The organism is Altererythrobacter aquiaggeris (assembly GCF_037154015.1).
GTDB classification, from domain to species: Bacteria; Pseudomonadota; Alphaproteobacteria; order Sphingomonadales; family Sphingomonadaceae; genus Aestuarierythrobacter; species Aestuarierythrobacter aquiaggeris.
The window spans coordinates 1,021,004-1,037,973 of sequence record NZ_JBANRL010000001.1 but is presented as its reverse complement, the minus strand read 5'-3'; the positions used below and the strand labels follow the sequence as shown (position 1 = coordinate 1,037,973).

The 16,970-nt window shown below is 58.7% G+C and carries 14 protein-coding genes; 2 read left to right on the top strand and 12 right to left on the bottom strand.

Going from position 1 to position 16,970, the window contains the following annotated elements; translation table 11 throughout:
• Nucleotides 1-170: 170 nt before the first annotated feature.
• From rpsJ to apaG, 11 genes are all read right to left on the bottom strand, one after another.
• Nucleotides 171-482, bottom strand: coding sequence for a 30S ribosomal protein S10 (gene rpsJ / locus WFP06_RS05035; protein WP_086436159.1), 312 nt, complete (start codon nucleotides 480-482; stop codon nucleotides 171-173).
• A 167-nt stretch (nucleotides 483-649) separates the two neighbouring features.
• The gene (gene tuf, locus WFP06_RS05030; RefSeq protein WP_336986142.1) at nucleotides 650-1,840 is read right to left on the bottom strand and encodes an elongation factor Tu; all 1,191 of its coding nucleotides are present in this window, start codon (nucleotides 1,838-1,840) and stop codon (nucleotides 650-652) included.
• Between the two features lie 93 nt (nucleotides 1,841-1,933).
• Nucleotides 1,934-4,027: an elongation factor G gene (fusA, locus tag WFP06_RS05025; protein ID WP_336986141.1), complete on the bottom strand. Its 2,094-nt coding sequence runs from the start codon at nucleotides 4,025-4,027 to the stop codon at nucleotides 1,934-1,936.
• Between the two features lie 69 nt (nucleotides 4,028-4,096).
• Nucleotides 4,097-4,567 carry a 30S ribosomal protein S7 gene (gene rpsG / locus WFP06_RS05020; protein WP_336986140.1) on the bottom strand — a complete coding sequence of 157 codons (471 nt, stop codon included), beginning with the start codon at nucleotides 4,565-4,567 and terminating at the stop codon, nucleotides 4,097-4,099.
• 73 nt (nucleotides 4,568-4,640) lie between these two features.
• Nucleotides 4,641-5,012 carry a 30S ribosomal protein S12 gene (gene rpsL, locus WFP06_RS05015; RefSeq protein ID WP_336987632.1) on the bottom strand — a complete coding sequence of 124 codons (372 nt, stop codon included), beginning with the start codon at nucleotides 5,010-5,012 and terminating at the stop codon, nucleotides 4,641-4,643.
• A gap of 482 nt (nucleotides 5,013-5,494) precedes the next feature.
• Nucleotides 5,495-8,029: a TonB-dependent receptor plug domain-containing protein gene (locus WFP06_RS05010; protein WP_336986139.1), complete on the bottom strand. Its 2,535-nt coding sequence runs from the start codon at nucleotides 8,027-8,029 to the stop codon at nucleotides 5,495-5,497.
• Between the two features lie 247 nt (nucleotides 8,030-8,276).
• Nucleotides 8,277-8,798, bottom strand: a complete 522-nt coding sequence (locus WFP06_RS05005) for a GNAT family N-acetyltransferase (RefSeq protein ID WP_336986138.1) — start codon at nucleotides 8,796-8,798, stop codon at nucleotides 8,277-8,279.
• A gap of 2 nt (nucleotides 8,799-8,800) precedes the next feature.
• Entirely contained in the window at nucleotides 8,801-9,592 is a 792-nt protein-coding gene (locus tag WFP06_RS05000) for a LysR family transcriptional regulator (RefSeq protein WP_336986137.1), read from the bottom strand.
• Between the two features lie 46 nt (nucleotides 9,593-9,638).
• Nucleotides 9,639-11,159 carry a GTPase domain-containing protein gene (locus WFP06_RS04995; RefSeq protein WP_336986136.1) on the bottom strand — a complete coding sequence of 507 codons (1,521 nt, stop codon included), beginning with the start codon at nucleotides 11,157-11,159 and terminating at the stop codon, nucleotides 9,639-9,641.
• Nucleotides 11,159-12,652 carry a DUF2868 domain-containing protein gene (locus tag WFP06_RS04990; protein ID WP_336986135.1) on the bottom strand — a complete coding sequence of 498 codons (1,494 nt, stop codon included), beginning with the start codon at nucleotides 12,650-12,652 and terminating at the stop codon, nucleotides 11,159-11,161. The genes WFP06_RS04995 and WFP06_RS04990 overlap by 1 nt, the downstream gene beginning before the upstream one ends.
• A 42-nt stretch (nucleotides 12,653-12,694) precedes the next feature.
• Entirely contained in the window at nucleotides 12,695-13,093 is a 399-nt protein-coding gene (gene apaG, locus WFP06_RS04985) for a Co2+/Mg2+ efflux protein ApaG (RefSeq protein WP_336986134.1), read from the bottom strand.
• Between the two features lie 161 nt (nucleotides 13,094-13,254).
• Here apaG and WFP06_RS04980 point away from each other — a divergent pair, with 161 nt between their 5' ends.
• Nucleotides 13,255-15,042, top strand: coding sequence for a tetratricopeptide repeat protein (locus tag WFP06_RS04980; RefSeq protein ID WP_336986133.1), 1,788 nt, complete (start codon nucleotides 13,255-13,257; stop codon nucleotides 15,040-15,042).
• Between the two features lie 3 nt (nucleotides 15,043-15,045).
• On the opposite strand, the gene WFP06_RS04975 is transcribed toward WFP06_RS04980, so the two are convergent.
• Entirely contained in the window at nucleotides 15,046-16,548 is a 1,503-nt protein-coding gene (locus tag WFP06_RS04975) for a SulP family inorganic anion transporter (protein WP_336986132.1), read from the bottom strand.
• A gap of 217 nt (nucleotides 16,549-16,765) precedes the next feature.
• On the opposite strand from WFP06_RS04975, the gene WFP06_RS04970 reads away from it, so the two are divergent.
• Entirely contained in the window at nucleotides 16,766-16,897 is a 132-nt protein-coding gene (locus tag WFP06_RS04970; protein ID WP_336986131.1) for a hypothetical protein, read from the top strand.
• The last annotated feature ends 73 nt before the right edge of the window (nucleotides 16,898-16,970 follow it).

Genomic DNA, 16,970 nt, shown 5'->3' with positions numbered 1-16,970 from the left:
TAAACAGAGGCACCCGGAACCATTTCCAGGTGCTTGCCAGCCCAAATTGTCATACGTCGCCCCGTCCGGGCTAGGTGCTCTTCAGACGAAGAGCGAGACGGGAGACGCAGCCCGGGTGAACCCGGCGGTATCTCGTAGTCTGCGGCCTGATCTGCGTCAGACAGCGGAGATCAAGCCAGCTTGATCTCAACATTTACGCCGGCAGCCAGGTCGAGCTTCATCAAAGCATCAACTGTCTGGGCGTTAGGCTGAACGATATCGAGCAGCCGTTTGAAAGTACGTACCTCGAACTGTTCCCGCGACTTCTTGTCGATGTGCGGACCGCGGTTCACGGTAAATTTCTCGATACGCGTCGGCATGGGAATGGGGCCGCGAATAAGCGCGCCTGTGCGACGTGCGGTTTCTGCGATTTCGCCAGTTGCCTGGTCGAGAACGCGGTGATCGAACGCCTTGAGGCGAATGCGGATATTCTGAGCTTCCATTACCTATACCGATGCGAAAGAGCCAGGAAACATCCCAAAGGGAAATTTCCATAAAACAAGGACCGCCCCGCCTCGCTGCCCTTCTTCCGAAGATGCAGGAAGGGGCGGCCCCCTAAATTCCAGACCGGGCGAATCCCTTAAGGGACCCACCCGGTTCGAAGCCTATATTACTTCGTAATCTTGCTGACAACCCCTGAACCGACCGTGCGGCCGCCTTCACGGATTGCGAAACGAAGACCTTCGTCCATTGCGATTGGTGCGATCAGCTTCACGTTGATCGTCACGTTGTCGCCTGGCATAACCATCTCGGTACCCTCGGGGAGGATTACTTCACCGGTTACGTCAGTTGTACGGAAGTAGAACTGTGGACGGTAGTTCGCGAAGAATGGCGTGTGACGGCCGCCTTCGTCCTTGGACAGGACATAGACTTCTGCGCTGAAGTCGGTGTGCGGATTAACCGAACCCGGCTTGGCCAAAACCTGGCCGCGCTCGACATCTTCACGGCCTACACCGCGAACCAGTGCACCGATGTTGTCACCGGCTTCACCGCGATCAAGCAGCTTGCGGAACATTTCGACGCCTGTGACAGTCGTCTTGCCGGTATCCCTGATGCCCACGATTTCGACTTCGTCGCCAACATTGACGATGCCGGTTTCGACGCGGCCCGTAACCACCGTACCACGGCCGGAAATCGAGAACACGTCTTCGATCGGCATGAGGAACGGCTTGTCAACCGGGCGATCCGGCTGCGGGATGTGCTCATCGACGGCGTTCATCAGTTCGATGATCGAGTTCTTGCCGATTTCATCATCACGGCCTTCAAGCGCGGCCAGAGCCGAGCCCTTGATGATCGGGATGTCGTCACCGGGGAAATCATAGGACGAAAGAAGTTCGCGAACTTCCATTTCAACCAGTTCTAGAATTTCGTCGTCGTCAACCTGATCGACCTTGTTCATGTAAACGACCATCGAAGGCACGCCGACCTGTTTCGCGAGCAGGATGTGCTCACGGGTTTGCGGCATCGGTCCGTCAGCGGCGTTCACCACCAGGATCGCGCCATCCATCTGGGCAGCACCGGTAATCATGTTTTTCACATAATCGGCGTGTCCCGGGCAATCGACGTGGGCGTAGTGACGGGCTGCCGACTCATATTCGACGTGAGCCGTCGAGATCGTGATGCCACGCTCGCGCTCTTCAGGTGCCTTGTCGATGTTTGCGAAATCGACCGCCGCGCCGCCGTTAACTTCAGCCATCACTTTCGTGATAGCTGCTGTCAGCGTGGTTTTGCCGTGGTCAACGTGACCGATGGTGCCGATGTTGCAGTGCGGCTTGTTCCGCTCAAATTTTGCCTTCGCCATTTTCTCTAACCTCTAGTGTCTTGAATATATAAAAACTGCGGGAGAAAACGGCACCCGCTGAAACAGGCGCCGCCCCTAGACTGTAGCTTGCAGTTAAGCAAGCTTCTCCTTGACCTCAAGTGCGACACTCGCCGGCACTTCCTCGTAATGAGAGAACTGCATCGAGTAGTTTGCCCGGCCCTGGCTGAACGAGCGGAGCTCATTCACGTAGCCGAACATATTCGCCAGCGGAACCATTGCTTCGACCGCTTGGGCGTTGCCGCGCGAATCTGTACCCTGGATCTGACCCCGACGCGAATTGAGATCGCCGATTACATCCCCAAGGTAATCCTCGGGAGTGATGACTTCAACCTTCATCACCGGTTCGAGCAGCTTGATGCCGCCACGTTCCGCTGCTTCACGCATTGCACCGCGGCCGCAGATTTCAAACGCCACCGTCGAGGAATCGACGTCGTGATAGGCGCCGTCAGTTACCTTGATGGTGAAATCGATAATCGGGAACCCGATCAAATAACCGCTTTCAGCCTGTTCGCGCAGACCCTTCTCGAGCGACGGGATATATTCGCGTGGAATATTACCGCCCTTGATGCTGTCTTCGAATACGATGCCCTGACCACGTTCACCCGGAATGAAAGTCGCCTTGGCGCGGGCAAACTGGCCCGAACCACCCGACTGTTTCTTGTGGGTGTAATCCACTTCGATTTCACGGCCGAGCGATTCGCGATACGCGACCTGAGGCGCACCGACGTTGGCTTCAACCTTGAATTCGCGCTTCATACGGTCAACCAGAATGTCGAGGTGAAGCTCGCCCATTCCCTTGATGATCGTCTGGCCGGATTCGTGATCGGTCGAAACGCGGAATGAAGGATCTTCAGCGGCAAGGCGATTGAGCGCGACGCCCATCTTTTCCTGGTCGGCCTTGGTCTTTGGCTCCACGGACAGTTCGATAACCGGCTCGGGGAATTCCATCCGCTCGAGAATGATCGGATGCGACAGAGCACACAGCGTATCGCCGGTAGTGGTGTCCTTCATGCCCGCAATCGCGACGATGTCACCGGCAAATGCCTCATCAATATCTTCGCGGTTGTTGGAATGCATCAGCAACATGCGGCCGATCTTTTCCTTCTTCTCCTTCACGGAGTTGAGCACCATACCCTTTTCGAGATGGCCGGAATAAATGCGCGTGAAGGTGAGCGAGCCGACGAACGGATCGTTCATGATCTTGAATGCAAGCGCGGAGAACGGTGCTTCGTCACTGGACGGGCGCGTTTCTTCCTTGTCGCTGTCTGGCAAAACGCCCTTGATTGCGGGTACGTCGAGCGGCGAAGGCATATAGTCGACAACCGCATCAAGCAGAGGCTGAACACCCTTGTTCTTGAACGCCGAACCACACAGAACCGGGACGAAAACCTGGTCCATCGTGCCCTTGCGGATGAGCTTCTTGAGCGTTGCCGCATCAGGCATTTCGCCGTCGAAAAACTTTTCCATCACATCATCGTCAAGCTCGACAACTGTTTCGATCAGCTTGGCGCGATATTCTTCAGCCTTGTCGGCCATATCGTCAGGAACGGCGATATATTCGAATTCGGCACCGAGACCGTCATTTTCCCAGACTATACCGCGATTGTTCACCAGATCGACGACACCGCGAAGCCCGCCTTCAGCGCCAATCGGGAGATACAGCACAAGCGGGTTCGCGCCGAGGCGATCGATGATCGACTGTACACAGTAATAAAAGTCTGCACCGGTACGATCGAGCTTGTTGATGAAGCACATGCGCGGGACTTTGTATTTGTCGGCCTGACGCCAGACAGTCTCGGACTGCGGCTCTACACCGGCAACACCGTCAAATACGGCTACCGCGCCATCGAGTACGCGAAGCGAACGTTCGACTTCGATGGTGAAATCCACGTGGCCGGGCGTGTCGATGATGTTGATGCGGTGCTTTTCACCCTTGCCATCTTCGTTCTGCCAGAACGTGGTGGTCGCAGCAGACGTGATCGTGATGCCGCGCTCCTGCTCCTGTTCCATCCAATCCATCGTCGCAGCGCCATCATGCACTTCGCCGATTTTGTAGGATTTACCGGTGTAATAAAGAATGCGTTCGGTAGTCGTCGTTTTACCAGCATCGATGTGAGCCATGATGCCGATGTTACGATAGCGTTCCAGCGGATATTCGCGGGCCATGGATAATTCCTAGTGGGCTTGCGGATCAGGGAGGCCGACCAGCCATCCCTTCCCCGGATGTTTAAACTCTTACCAGCGGTAGTGCGAGAACGCCCGGTTGGCATCTGCCATCCGGTGCGCGTCTTCACGCTTCTTGACCGCATTGCCGCGGTTGTTCGCCGCATCCATCAGCTCGCCGGAAAGGCGTGCGCTCATGGTGGTTTCGGCGCGGCCACGCGCTGCACTGATAAGCCAGCGAATGGCAAGTGCCTGGGCGCGTTCAGGACGAACTTCTACCGGAACCTGATACGTGGCACCACCAACACGGCGGCTGCGGACTTCCACTTGCGGCTTAACATTGTTCAGCGCTTCGTGGAATAACTGCACCGGATCGGTCTTGGCTTTGGTCTCGACGGTGTCGAGTGCGCCATAAACAATGCCTTCGGCAGTGGATTTTTTACCGTCGAGCATGAGGTTATTCATGAACTTCGACAGGATCTGATCACCAAATTTGGGATCGGGCAGGATGATCCGCTTTTCGGGACGACGACGACGTGACATCGGATGAATTCCTTTTGGTCAGGCGGCGCAGCGGGAATGTCCGCGCGCGGCCAAAATCTTGGGCCTAACAGGCTTACTTCGGACGCTTGGCGCCGTACTTCGAACGGGACTGCTTGCGGTCCTTGACACCCTGGGTATCGAGAACGCCGCGCAGAACGTGATAGCGCACACCTGGAAGGTCGCGAACACGGCCGCCGCGGATCAGCACAACGCTGTGTTCCTGCAGATTATGGCCCTCGCCCGGAATATAGCTGATGACTTCGCGCTGATTGGTCAGACGGATCTTCGCAACCTTGCGCAAGGCCGAGTTCGGCTTCTTCGGGGTCGTTGTATATACACGTGTGCAAACGCCGCGCTTCTGCGGGTTGGCTTCCATCGCAGGGACCTTGGATTTGGCCTTCTGCGGAACACGGCCCTTGCGGACCAGCTGGTTAATTGTCGGCATGAAGTGTTCTTCACCTGATTTGTGGCGCACATGGTTCAGGTGATGTGTTGTCGAACCCGCGCCCCGCATCGGCATTTCCGGCAAACCAGAAACCCGGCGAAATAGAAGCGCCGTAATAACGGCCTTCGTGCGCGAACTGAAAAACACTCCACCTGGGCCAAAAGCACCGGGTTACTCTGACACTTGCCGCGAGAAGCGAAACAGCGGAAAACCGCGAACCGCTCAATAGAAAAAGACCCCGGTCCTACGACCAAGGCCCCCCACGACATAGTGCCAATGTTCAGCTCTATCTGCCCTCTGCATCGCTAGCTCGGTGGAAAAAGCGTGCATCGGATGAGCGGCCCTCTAGCGAGGGTTGGGCGACAGGTCAAGCGCGGGTCGAGGTTACGAAGGCATATTATAGCGACCCGAGATAACTTTACAAATGAAGGCCGGTCTGACTTCGCATCAAACCGGCCTCCAAAAATTATGCTCACATTTGTCTAGAAGTCGAAACTTGCACGCAGGTAATAATGTCCACCATTAAATCCGAATGGCGCCGAGCGGCGTGAGTACTGGAACACGCCAGGGCTATCCACAATCAGATTGCCGGTGCTGTCATACAGCGTCCCGCCGCGTGCCTGTCCGATGTTGTTGATGTCCGGATAGACATCGAACAGATTGTTTGCGCCAATCGCCAGCTTCAGACCCATATCGAAGGTGTAGTCGACCTGGATATCTGTGAGCCATTTGGAACCGAAGGTCTGGGTATCGGTATCCACCCCGGTGCAGCCGCCTTCGCAAACGGTGTATTCGCCATATTGGCTCAGCTGCAGGTTGAACCCCCAATTGTCGCTATTCCAGTTCGCACCCAGATTGAAGCGCGTTTTGGGCTGCCATTCCTCGATAATCGAAACGTCCTGAGCCGTCACCAGATCAAGCCCGGCAAGCAGGCCGGGTGCCGGGAGTTCGGTTACCTTCGTATCATTGTAGTTGAACGACGACGTCAGTTTCAAAACACCGCCGGCAATATCTCCCGGCAGCCTGTAAGACGCCACGACATCGACCCCGTCTGTCGTGGTATCGACACCGTTGATAAAGAACTGGCCCTGCGTTGCTCCGGCTGCATTGAATGCTGCCAGAATACCTGGCGTCACCGGATTGATCGCACCGGAAATCATGATCCGGTCGTCAATTTCGATGTGGTAATAATCGGCCGTTATCACGAGGCCGCTTGCCGGTTCGAGAACCACGCCGCCGCCGTAGCTGACCGAGGTTTCTTCTTCCAGTTCAGGAATCCCGAGACCCCGGGCCAGCGCGCTGTCGTTGCGGAATGTGCCGCGCTCCTGCGACACTGTAGCACCGCCGACAGTCACAAACTGGGTGCTGGTGGCGTTGAAGTAAAGCTGTTGCATCGAAGGCGCACGGAAACCTGTGGTGAACGAACCGCGCACCTTTGCGCCCTCGGTCAAGGTAAACAGACCAGCCACTTTACCCGTCAGCGAACTGCCGAAACCATCGTAATTTTCGTACCGCAGCGCTCCCTGCAGATTAACCCGTTCGCCCAGATCTGCGGTGAGTTCGAGATAGGCCGAGTAACTGTCGCGGCTTTCGTCCACCGCATTGTCAGGGCTGAACCCTGGAAACACCTGCGAGCCCGCTGCGCCAGCCGTAGGGCCGAACAGCGGCGGCGTGTTGAACGTGTCGGTGTTAATGAAGCCGCCATTTATGTAGGAATCGGGTTCACCCGCGATCAGTTCGTAAGTTTCGCTGCGGTAGCCAACGCCGAACGCGGCGCTGTAATTGCCCATCAGATAGACCGCGTCGATGTTACCGCTCCATTCGGACAGCTCCAGCGTACCGGCGTCAAACACCGTCCCGGAATTGGGTCCAAGCGAGGCATTGTTGGTGTTGGCGATCTGGAAATTATAGCTGTTGTTGCCGTAATTCACGCTGGTATCGATGTTGAAATTCTCGCTCACATCGAACTTTACGCCAGCCGCCGCAGAGAAATCTTCGATCTTGGGGCGGATAAGCGGCAGGAATCCATCGGGGTAAAGTGCCAGCAGTGTGTTGGCGCCCTGATTGGCCCGGCGGTAGAACCCTGCGGATTCGTTGCGCCGTGTGCTCCAGCCGCCAAAAGCATAGCCTTCTGCCGTATCGCCCAACGGAACGCCGGCGTTAACGAAAATGCTATGCCCTTCGGAATCGCTGTCGCCGATGCGGAAGTTCTGCCGGTCGAACGCAATCTCGCGCGCTTGGGTGGATGGGGCAGCACGTATCTGCCCGCCTACGGTCGTGCACAAATATTGGCACTGTGCCGAAAGACCGGCGCGGTTGGAATTTTCGCGATTAGTATATTCATATGTCAGATTGATGAAACCATCACCAAGCGCGAAACCCTTGTTCACGCCCGCTTGATACGTCAGCCCGTCGCTTTCGTAATTCTGGCCGACCGAGGCAGTCACATGGCCGGCCTCGGGATCATCGCGCAGCTCGAAATTGATCACGCCGGCAATTGCATCCGAGCCGTAGAGCGCGGCTGCACCATCGCGCAGCACATCGACCTGCTTCAGTGCGCTGGCGGGAATGGCGTTGATGTCGGTACCGGCGGTGCCGCGTCCGACCGAGGTGTTGACATGCACAAGCGCCGATTTGTGACGCCGCTTGCCATTGACCAGTACCAGTGTCTGATCGGGACCAAGACCGCGCAATGTCGCCGGAAGCAGCGAATCCGTGCCGTCAGAAACCGACGAGCTCGAGAAATTGAAGGAGGGGACCAGTTCCTGGAGGATACGGCCGGTTTCGGTCGCGCCTGTGGCAGCGATTGCATCGGCACCAACCGAATCGATAGCAACGGGAGAATCCGTAATTGTGCGAGGCTTGCCGCGGCTACCGATAACCACGATTTGATCGGACGCATCCGCAGCGGCATCATCGGTCTGACCTGTTGCCTGGGCAAAAGCCGCGCCCGGCATTACCATCAGCGCAGTTGCCGACACGCCCAGCAAAACAACATTTCTGGTTTTAAATTTCATATTTTCCCTCCCGTTTATTATTTTTATATTGCCCATGACCTTTTCAGCCCAAACTTCGGGGGAAGCAATCAAATCTGGCGACTTTAAGGGTGACCCTGCTTTTCCCTTACGGAAACCAAAGCTTACGCCCCGGCCAGAGGGGTTTGCGTTGCGAAGTATTAGGTTCCTCTCGTGAAACCGTCACCAAACTGCCACATAATGCGTGGGATAACAAATCCGGTCCTACCAGACAGGCTACGAAGCCGGGTTAGTTGCGCCAGTCAGTGGCCAGCAGACCCCAGATATAGCTGTCTCGTATCCCGATATGCGTTTTCCACGCCGCGCGCAGCGTACCTTCGTGCGTAAAACCGAGCCGCTCGAGCAAGGCGTTGGAAGCGGCATTCTCGGGATCCACGTCAGCCCAGACACGGCGGTTGTTCTCGGCAGTGAATAGCTGCGAAACAAGCGCGGCGACGCATTCGCGTGCTATCCCCTGCCCCTGCGCGCCGAGAACGGTAAGATACCCGATTTCGCTCACGCCTTCTTCGTGCAGCGTAGCGACCACCCTGCAAACTGCGGGTCCGCCCGATGCGGGGATGGCAACCCACGTTCGCCCCGCCCAATCCGTGTCCAGCAACCAATCGGCAAGCTCCTGCTTGTCGGTAAATGGCGCGCGGCTCCACCAGCGCATCGCGTCTGCATTGTTGAAGGTTGGCCAGAATGCTTCGACATCGCCAATTTCGATGGGGCGTAAATAGTGGCGTTCGGTCTGCAGAACAGGTGTATCCATGGTCAATTGTCCGAAAGAAACGCCGCCAGTGCCCTGATCTTGGTTTGGCGCCATTGCGGGCGCGGAGCGACAAGCCAATACGCCAAACGGCATTCTTCCGGTCCGGCGATCCGTTCAAGACGGCTGGCCGCGATCGCCTCCTCGACCAGCGGAGCCGGCAATATCGCACGGCCCATTCCTGCCATTGCAGACGACAGAGCCTGTCCTGCGTTGGCTACTTGAAGCACCGTGTTTTCGCCGTCTGGCGGCTCGCCCTGTGGCCATCCGATCCACACTTCGGGAGCGCCCGGCGCAGCCACTGTTACCCGGCAGGCCTTGGCCACCTCCACCCCCTCGAGATCGCCCGGACCATCGACCATGCGGAACGCGCAGTCCAGGTTTGCTTCGGTGAAATCGGCGTTATCGTCAGCTACCAGCTGGAACCGCGCCTCCGGATTTTGCGCCTGAAACTTCGCCAGCCGCGAGGCCAGCCACTGGGCATAGAATTCGCGCGGCGCAGCGATTGTGTATCGGTCGGATGCCTGACCCGACTGCATGTTCTGCACGCTTTCTTCAAACCGCAGAAACCCCTCGCGCAGCGGATCCAGTCCGGCGATACCCTCGTCAGTCAGTTCCAGCCCTTGCGGTGTACGGCGAAACAGCACGGTCCCGAGGTGATCTTCCAATGCGCGGATTTGCTGACCTACGGCAGCGGGCGTCACTGCCAGTTCGTCAGCCGCGCGCGTAAAACTGAGGTGCCGGGCAGCAGCATCGAATACACGCAGGGCGTTCAGGGGCAGATGGGTGCGCTTCATAGGCGCAGGCGTTTAGGCTGAGCAGAACTGCGGTGCAACAAAGAGATCAGTCTGATGTCGAAGCTGTTACAACCCCGGTCAGGGCACCGGGATAAAGCCGCTGCAGCAGACGCTCGCCACTCTGTTTCAATAGTGTAACCAGATCGCTTTCAAGTTCGCCTGGTTCGGTGCGCTTGCCTTTGGCGTAAAGGCTGGCCAGCGCGCTGCCTTGTCGTTCGACCTCGCTATCGACAAATTCGAGCCAGAATTGCGGATGCTCACCCTCTTCCCATTCACCGCGTCCCCGCCCGAAATGCGCGACTGCGAGATAGCGCAGCAGGGCTGCACCATACAGGCTTTTGAAAAACTTTTCTGACCAGCGGACGCTTGATCCCTCCTCGCCCTTGGCCAAATTGATACCGTGCGCGATTCCGCCTGCGCCGAGCGCGCCGAGAATTCCGCCCACAATCAGCCCGCCGCCCAGCGTCAGGCCGCCGGCCATGACGTCTGCAGCGAGTCCGGTGACCGCGCCTGACATCAAGCCGCCCAGAACTGCGGAAAATCCTTCCGAAGCCTTTTCGCTTTGCTTGTAATCGTCGCCCAGGCGTTCGAGCACTTTGCGCGTAGCCCTGCCGTCCAGGCCGTGGAGGCGGATAAGTTCGCTGGTCGAGGTGCCGGTTCCTTCGGCAAGCCGATGCGATAACGCCTCCATCGCCTTGCGCGCTTCGCGGTTGCCACCCTTTCCGGCCTTCAGCGTTGCACCGAGTTGATCGACCCAATCGCCGGTCGGCACGGGTTCGCGGTCGGCCAGCGCCTGCGCCAATGGTTTGGCCAACGCTTCCATCGATGCTTCGAAGCGCGCCCGGTTCAGTTCCATCCAGCGCGCGGCCAGACCGGCCATTGCCGGCTGTTTTTCCGGCGCAAGCAAAGGCGCGACCCGCGCCAGCAACGCGCCTTCCTGGACCCAGCAACGGGCAAAAGCGTCAAGCGGCAACGCGCCCGCCACTTCCGCATATTCGCCGACATGACTTTCCCAGCGGCGCAGGTCTGCGGCGACATTTTCCTTGGGCGGCCCCATCTGGTTGAGCAGCAGGAGGACGGGCTTGCCAATCCAGGCCAGCACTTCCATTTCCAGCGCGACATAGGGCGCAGCGGCGGGGTCTTCCGCTGCATTGACCAGATACAAGATGACATCGGCCTGCTCGCGGGCGTTTTTGACGGCCTGCTGGCTGGACCAGAGTGGCCGTTCGCGCCAACGGTCCCACACCTGCGTCAACATCCAGCCGATCGGATTGCCGGTCATCCGCAGGCGGGACAGCAAGCGCGCGGTATCGCCAAAGCCGGGCGTGTCCCACAGCATCAACGTATCATCGCCCGATTGCACCAGCACGTGGCCACTGGCGATATCGGTAACATGCGCGGCATCACGGACCTCGCCGATATCGCGGCCCAGCAGCGTGCGTGCCAGCGTGGTTTTGCCGGCATTGGTGTGCGAGACGAGGCTCAGGTTGATTGTGGTGCCGCTACCTGTGCCGCTACCCGTGCCCGTGCCCGTACTTGTGCCGGTTTGAAGCGGGGTATCGTCCATCAGCCTTGCCCCGCAAGCGAGCTGTTTTGCACCATGGCCGCCTCGATCCGCTCACGCTCCGCCGCCGGATCGGCGGTCGCCAGATCTATCAGCAGCGGCGCGGCACCGGCGTTGCGGATAACTTCCTGCCACGCGGCGGTGCGACTTTTGATGCGATCTTCCAGCCCCGTTTGACCGGCAAAATGCGCGCGGAACGCACTCTCGTCCACTATTGCGGTCACACTTTGACCGCTGCCTGCCAATTGCCTGATCCCCTTCACGAACTCGCCATGATTTTCGTTTTCCGGTGTGGCAGACAGGGTGAACAGAATGATGTGGTGATCATCCTGTTCGCGCGCGGCGGCATCGGCGAGCCAGCTTTCTTCCGCGCCGTAATCGACCGGCGGGTCAAACTGCAGGCGAACAGTGTCGCCAAGTGCCTCCGTACAAATCGCCGCCAGCTTTTGGCGGGCATCTTCCGCCGGATGATAGGCATAGGCTGTCACGCGCACACCGCCCGCTGCCCCGCCAAATGCGCGCATCAGTTTGCGGACGTAAAAATCATCGCGCCCCGGAATTGCGATACGGCGTGCTGCAACGCCCGTTCGCGCCGCCGAGAATGCCGCAAGCAGCAGGCGCGGCACAATGATGAAAATGAGCGCGATGGCGGTGTAGAGGATAATCCACGGGCCGGCATTTGCGCCCTCGCCCGGCGCCCCCGTCCAGCGAAGTTCGGCGATAGTGCCAACGTCGGGGATCTCGACACCGGTCAGCAGGCTGGCAGGCCACAGGATGAACGATAATATCAAATGGACAGTGTCCGGGCCGATAAATGTGCTTTCCCACCCTGCCCGATATTCGAACGCCAATGCGCGCAGGAAAATGCCCGCAATCAGGCCAAGCGCAAACATGGCCGCCGCGATATGCAATGTGCGCGCGCTGCGATGCGCGGTCAGATGTCCGGCGGCATCGGTCCAGTCGGCGGCAAACCGCGCCAGACCGCGGGCCAGCGGGCCGCCCTGGTCGGCGCTGATATTTCCCAATCCGGCGATCCGCCTGAACAGGCTGGACAGCATACCGCCCGGGGCCTTTCGGCGGCGCGTGACCGCGGCGATCAGGATACCGATATAAACGAACAGGTTCCAGGCGATTGCGCCGATCAAAGGAAATGCCAGAAGATTGAGCCTGCTTCCGTTACCAAGTTCGTTGGTAAGCAATCCCAGAAACAATCCGAAAAGTGGCAGGCCGACGGATAGCCAGTCAGGCCATTTCATACCCTTTAGCGCGCGCGCAACCGCCGGATTTCGGGCAGACAGCCGCGCAGCAGCGAAGCGCGCACGGGCAGCCAGATATGCCTCCGGTGCTTTCCTGCTGCTTTTTTCGCCAACTTCCGCACGCGCGGCCAGATCGGCTTGTTCGCGGTCTTCACGGGTCAGCAGGATGTGGCCGGCGTCCTCACGTTCAACAGCACGTACCAGATAGAATTGACGGGCGACATCTTCGTTCATTGCCATTGTAACGCGCCGGTCAGTGATGTGGCCCCCACGGCGATACGGTCAATCCGCTGTCGCGGGTGCGGCAAGCGGAAATTGCGGAATGGCCGCTTCCATCAAGGAGCCATCAGCGCGGCTAAAGGTATAGTGCCCCTCCATCGACCCCATATGCGTGGTCAGCGGGCAGCCGGATACATAATCATGTGCGGCGCCCGGCGCGATTACCGGCTGTTCGCCCACTACACCTTCGCCTTCGACATGGTTCACCATTCCGCGCCCGTCGGTAATCCGCCAATGCCGCGTGAGCAGCTGCACCGGCTGGTCGCTGCCGTTTTCGATCCGGATATGATAAACCCAGAACCATTTGCCACTTTCGATTTGCGACTGTTCGGGCAGAAAGCTGACCGCCACCCTGACAGTGATACCTTGCGTAATCGCGGCGTGCTGGAACAATTCCTTCATAGTACCAGAACCTAATCGGCCTGCGCCGCGCAGACAAGGGCATCGGTTGGTAATGCCCCCAACTGCTTCGAACCTACGACTGCAGATTTTGGAAGGTCATCCTGACTGTGGTATATAACGCTGCTCAATCTCCTCGGGTCGCCTGGTACGAGGACAAACAGATGTTGAAGACAATTACGATCCCCGCATTGCTGGCGGCAGCCGGCTTTGCACACGGCGCCGGCCAAGCGCCGCAAGACTCAGCCCTTACTGACGCGGCATTGTTGGCGCTAGATCCCACCCGTGCGGGCCGGGATGCTTGCCGGGGGTTTGATGCTGGTGCTGCGACGCTGGACAGCCGCCTGAAACTGGCAACGAACATGGCAGCCATGCAGCCGGGCGAAAATGCGCCTATCCAGATCATCAGCGGGCTTGCTCAATCCGATCTTCCAGCCACCGGCCTGAACGGCAACGAACGCGCCTTTTTCGATCAGGCGATCGCACTCACATTCGGGTTTAATCACGCCGCTGCCATCCGGTCCTTCCGCGCGGCAAAAGCGCTATCGGCGCAATGCGCCATGTGCTGGTGGGGAGAGGCGATGGCGCATGGCATGAATATCAATGCCGGGATGACCGAAGACCAGAACCGCGCCGCGATTGCTGCCATCAAGCAAGCGGTCAGGCTGAGTGACGGCCTCACACCGCTGGAACAGGGCTTGATAGCAGCGCAGGCCATTCGTTTCCCCGATGATCTGGCCGCCGACCGGCCCACTCTCGAAGCCAAATACTCGGAGGCGATGATCGCGTTGGCCGGGCGTTTCCCCGATCATGATGATCTGCTGGTGCTCGCGGCCGAATCGGCCATGAACACTACGCCATGGGATTATTGGGACCCCGAAACCGGCAAGGCGCGCCCGCAGATCGCAGCCGCGATCGGGCTGATCGAAAAAGTCATGGCACGCAGCCCGCAGCACCCGCAGGCATCGCATCTCTACATCCATTTGATGGAAAACAGCAGCAACCCGAAAGTCGCGGAAGATGCGGCGGACCGGTTGCGTGACAGTGGCCCGAAACCGCTTGGCCACCTGGTGCACATGCCTGCGCACATCTATCACCGCGCCGGCCGGTATGCGGATTCGATGAAGGTCAATATCGCGGCGGCCCGAGCGGATGAGGAATATCTCGCAAAGGTTGGCGATGACGGGTTGTACCGCTTTGGATATTATCCGCACAATGTGCATTTTCTGCTGACATCTGCCCAGATGATCGGTGCGGTGCGAACGACGGCCAGTGAAAGCGAAAGGCTGGCGGCAATTCTCAACGAAGACATCGCGCGCGCCTTGCCATGGGTGCAGGCAATCCACGCGGCCCCGATGTTTGCGCAGGCCCAGTATGGTAGCCCGGCGGCAATTCTTGCGCTCAACGCCGAGCCATCATCGCTGGATTATGTCGAAGCGATGCGGCGCTATACACGCGCTGTGGCTTATGCGCGTGCCGGCGACAACGCCGGGTTCAACACTGAAATTGCGGCTCTCGATAGTGCTGCGGGATCGCCGGTATTTGCCGAAATGGCGGAAGGCGGGTTTCCCGCGGACGATTTGATTGCCATCGCCGCGCATGTGGCGCGCGGCCGCCAGTCATATGCTGAGGGCCGGTTTGGCGAAGCGGCAGATCACTACCGCGCGGCAAGCAAGATCGAGCGGACCATTCCTTACACCGAACCCGCCTATTGGTATTATCCGGTCAGCCAGTCGCTGGGCGCCGCATTGTATGCCGCGGGTGATTATGCCGGGTCCGCCAGGACTTTCCGCGAGACGCTGTTCTACACACCCAACAATGGCTGGGCGCTTTACGGGCTTGCCAAAGCAGAACGCAAACTGGGTAATCTCAAGGAAGCGCAAGCCGCCGAAGCTGTGCTCGGGCGTATCTGGCAGGGTAGCGGTGAATTGCTCAGAATGGACCGGCTCTAACGCTCAATGCGGAGCCAGGCCGGTTTCGAGCCCCATACGGTCCTCGAGGGCAAACCGGTCAACCAGATCGGCGCTTGCCGAATTTATCCCGACCACCCGCACGTGCCGGCCATTGCGGCGCATCCGGTCCACGGCCTTGTCCAGCGCTCCGATGGCGGAAATATCCCAGAAATGCGCCTTGCTCACGTCGATCACCACGTGATGCGCGGCGTCATCATATTCGCTTTCAGGGCCCAATGCGCGAACAAACCGGTCAACCGAGGCATAGAAAATCTGACCCGTGACGGTGTAAACTGCGCTATGCGGGCGGCGGATACGCTCCACTTTGAACATATTGCGCACCTTATCGGTAAAGAACATACCCGAAAGTAGCACGCCGACCAGCACACCGATTGCCAGATCATGCGTCCAGACCACCGTTACCACGGTGGCCAGCATCACCAGCGAACTTGCGGGCGGATGCCGCCGCAGGTTCGCGATGGAATTCCAGCTGAATGTCCCGATCGAAACCATGATCATCACCGCGACCAGTGCAGGCATCGGAATGCTGCCGACCAGCGGGCCAAGCACCGCCAACAGAAACAGCAAGGTTGCGCCCGCGACAAAGCTCGACAGACGCCCGCGCCCGCCGCTGGTGTAATTGATCACCGATTGTCCGATCATCGCGCACCCGCCCATCCCGCCAAACATGGCCGCGACGATATTGGCGACACCCTGACCGGCGGTCTCGCGCTGCTTGTTGCTGTCGGTATGCGTCAGATCGTCGACAATCTGCGCGGTCAGCAGCGATTCCAGCAGACCGACCGCGGCCATCGTCAGCGAAAATGGCAGGATGATCCAGAATGTTGCCATCGTCAGGGGGACATCGGGCCAATGCAGCCCCGGCAAACCGTCAGGCAGGGCGCCCATGTCGCCAACCGTGTTGACCGGCACGCCAAAGCCGATCGCAATTGCGGACAGGATCAGGATGGCGACCAGCGGCGATGGCACGGCTTTGGTTATGCGCGGTAGCAGATAGATGACTGCCAACCCGCCCAGCACCATCGCATAGGTGATCCAGCTTACCCCGTCGGCGCGCGGATCAAGCTGGGGCAGCTGGGCCATGAAGATCAATATTGCCAATGCGTTGACAAAGCCTGTTATCACCGAACGTGAAACAAACTGCATCAGCAGATCGAGCCGCAACAAAGCGGCAATGCCCTGGATGATGCCCATCAGTATCGTCGCGGCGAACAAATATTCGACCCCGTGATCGCGCACCAGCGGGATCACCACAACCGCCACCGCAGCAGTTGCTGCCGAGATCATTCCCGGGCGGCCTCCGGTAAAGGCAATAATCATCGCAATTGCGACCGATGCATACAAACCGACGCTGGGATCGACCCCGGCAATGATCGAAAAGCCGATTGCTTCGGGGATCAGTGCCAGCGCAACAACAATACCGGCCAAAATGTCGGCGCGTGGCTGGCCCAGCCAGTCGCGTTTCGCGGCTGCACGGTCGAACATTGAAATACCTACGGATTGGGCCGCGCAGCAAAACCCGCGCGCGGCATGGAAATGGGAGCGCGCTCCCTAGTCAATTATGCTGCAATGCACAACCGCGAGACCGACACCACGCTTACATTGACCGGCAATTGCGCCCATAACATGCATGCCCAGCGCCGGTTAAGGTACGCGAATCCTGAGCAGCCTCACTTTCACTTCGCCTATGAAGGAACACAAAATGGCCAAATCACAGCAAAAATCGAAACGCGAAGTCCGCAAGCCCAAGGCCGAAAAGGTCAAAACCAACGCTTCGCAGCCCAGCCAGAAGGCCGGAGGCATCAAAGGGCTGGAGAATATGAAGAACAGCTAGGGTTGTACCGTCCTTGCCTTGCTGTAGCATTCGAATAATACAGCAAGCCGGAGGAGCGGCTGTGCCAGCCAAG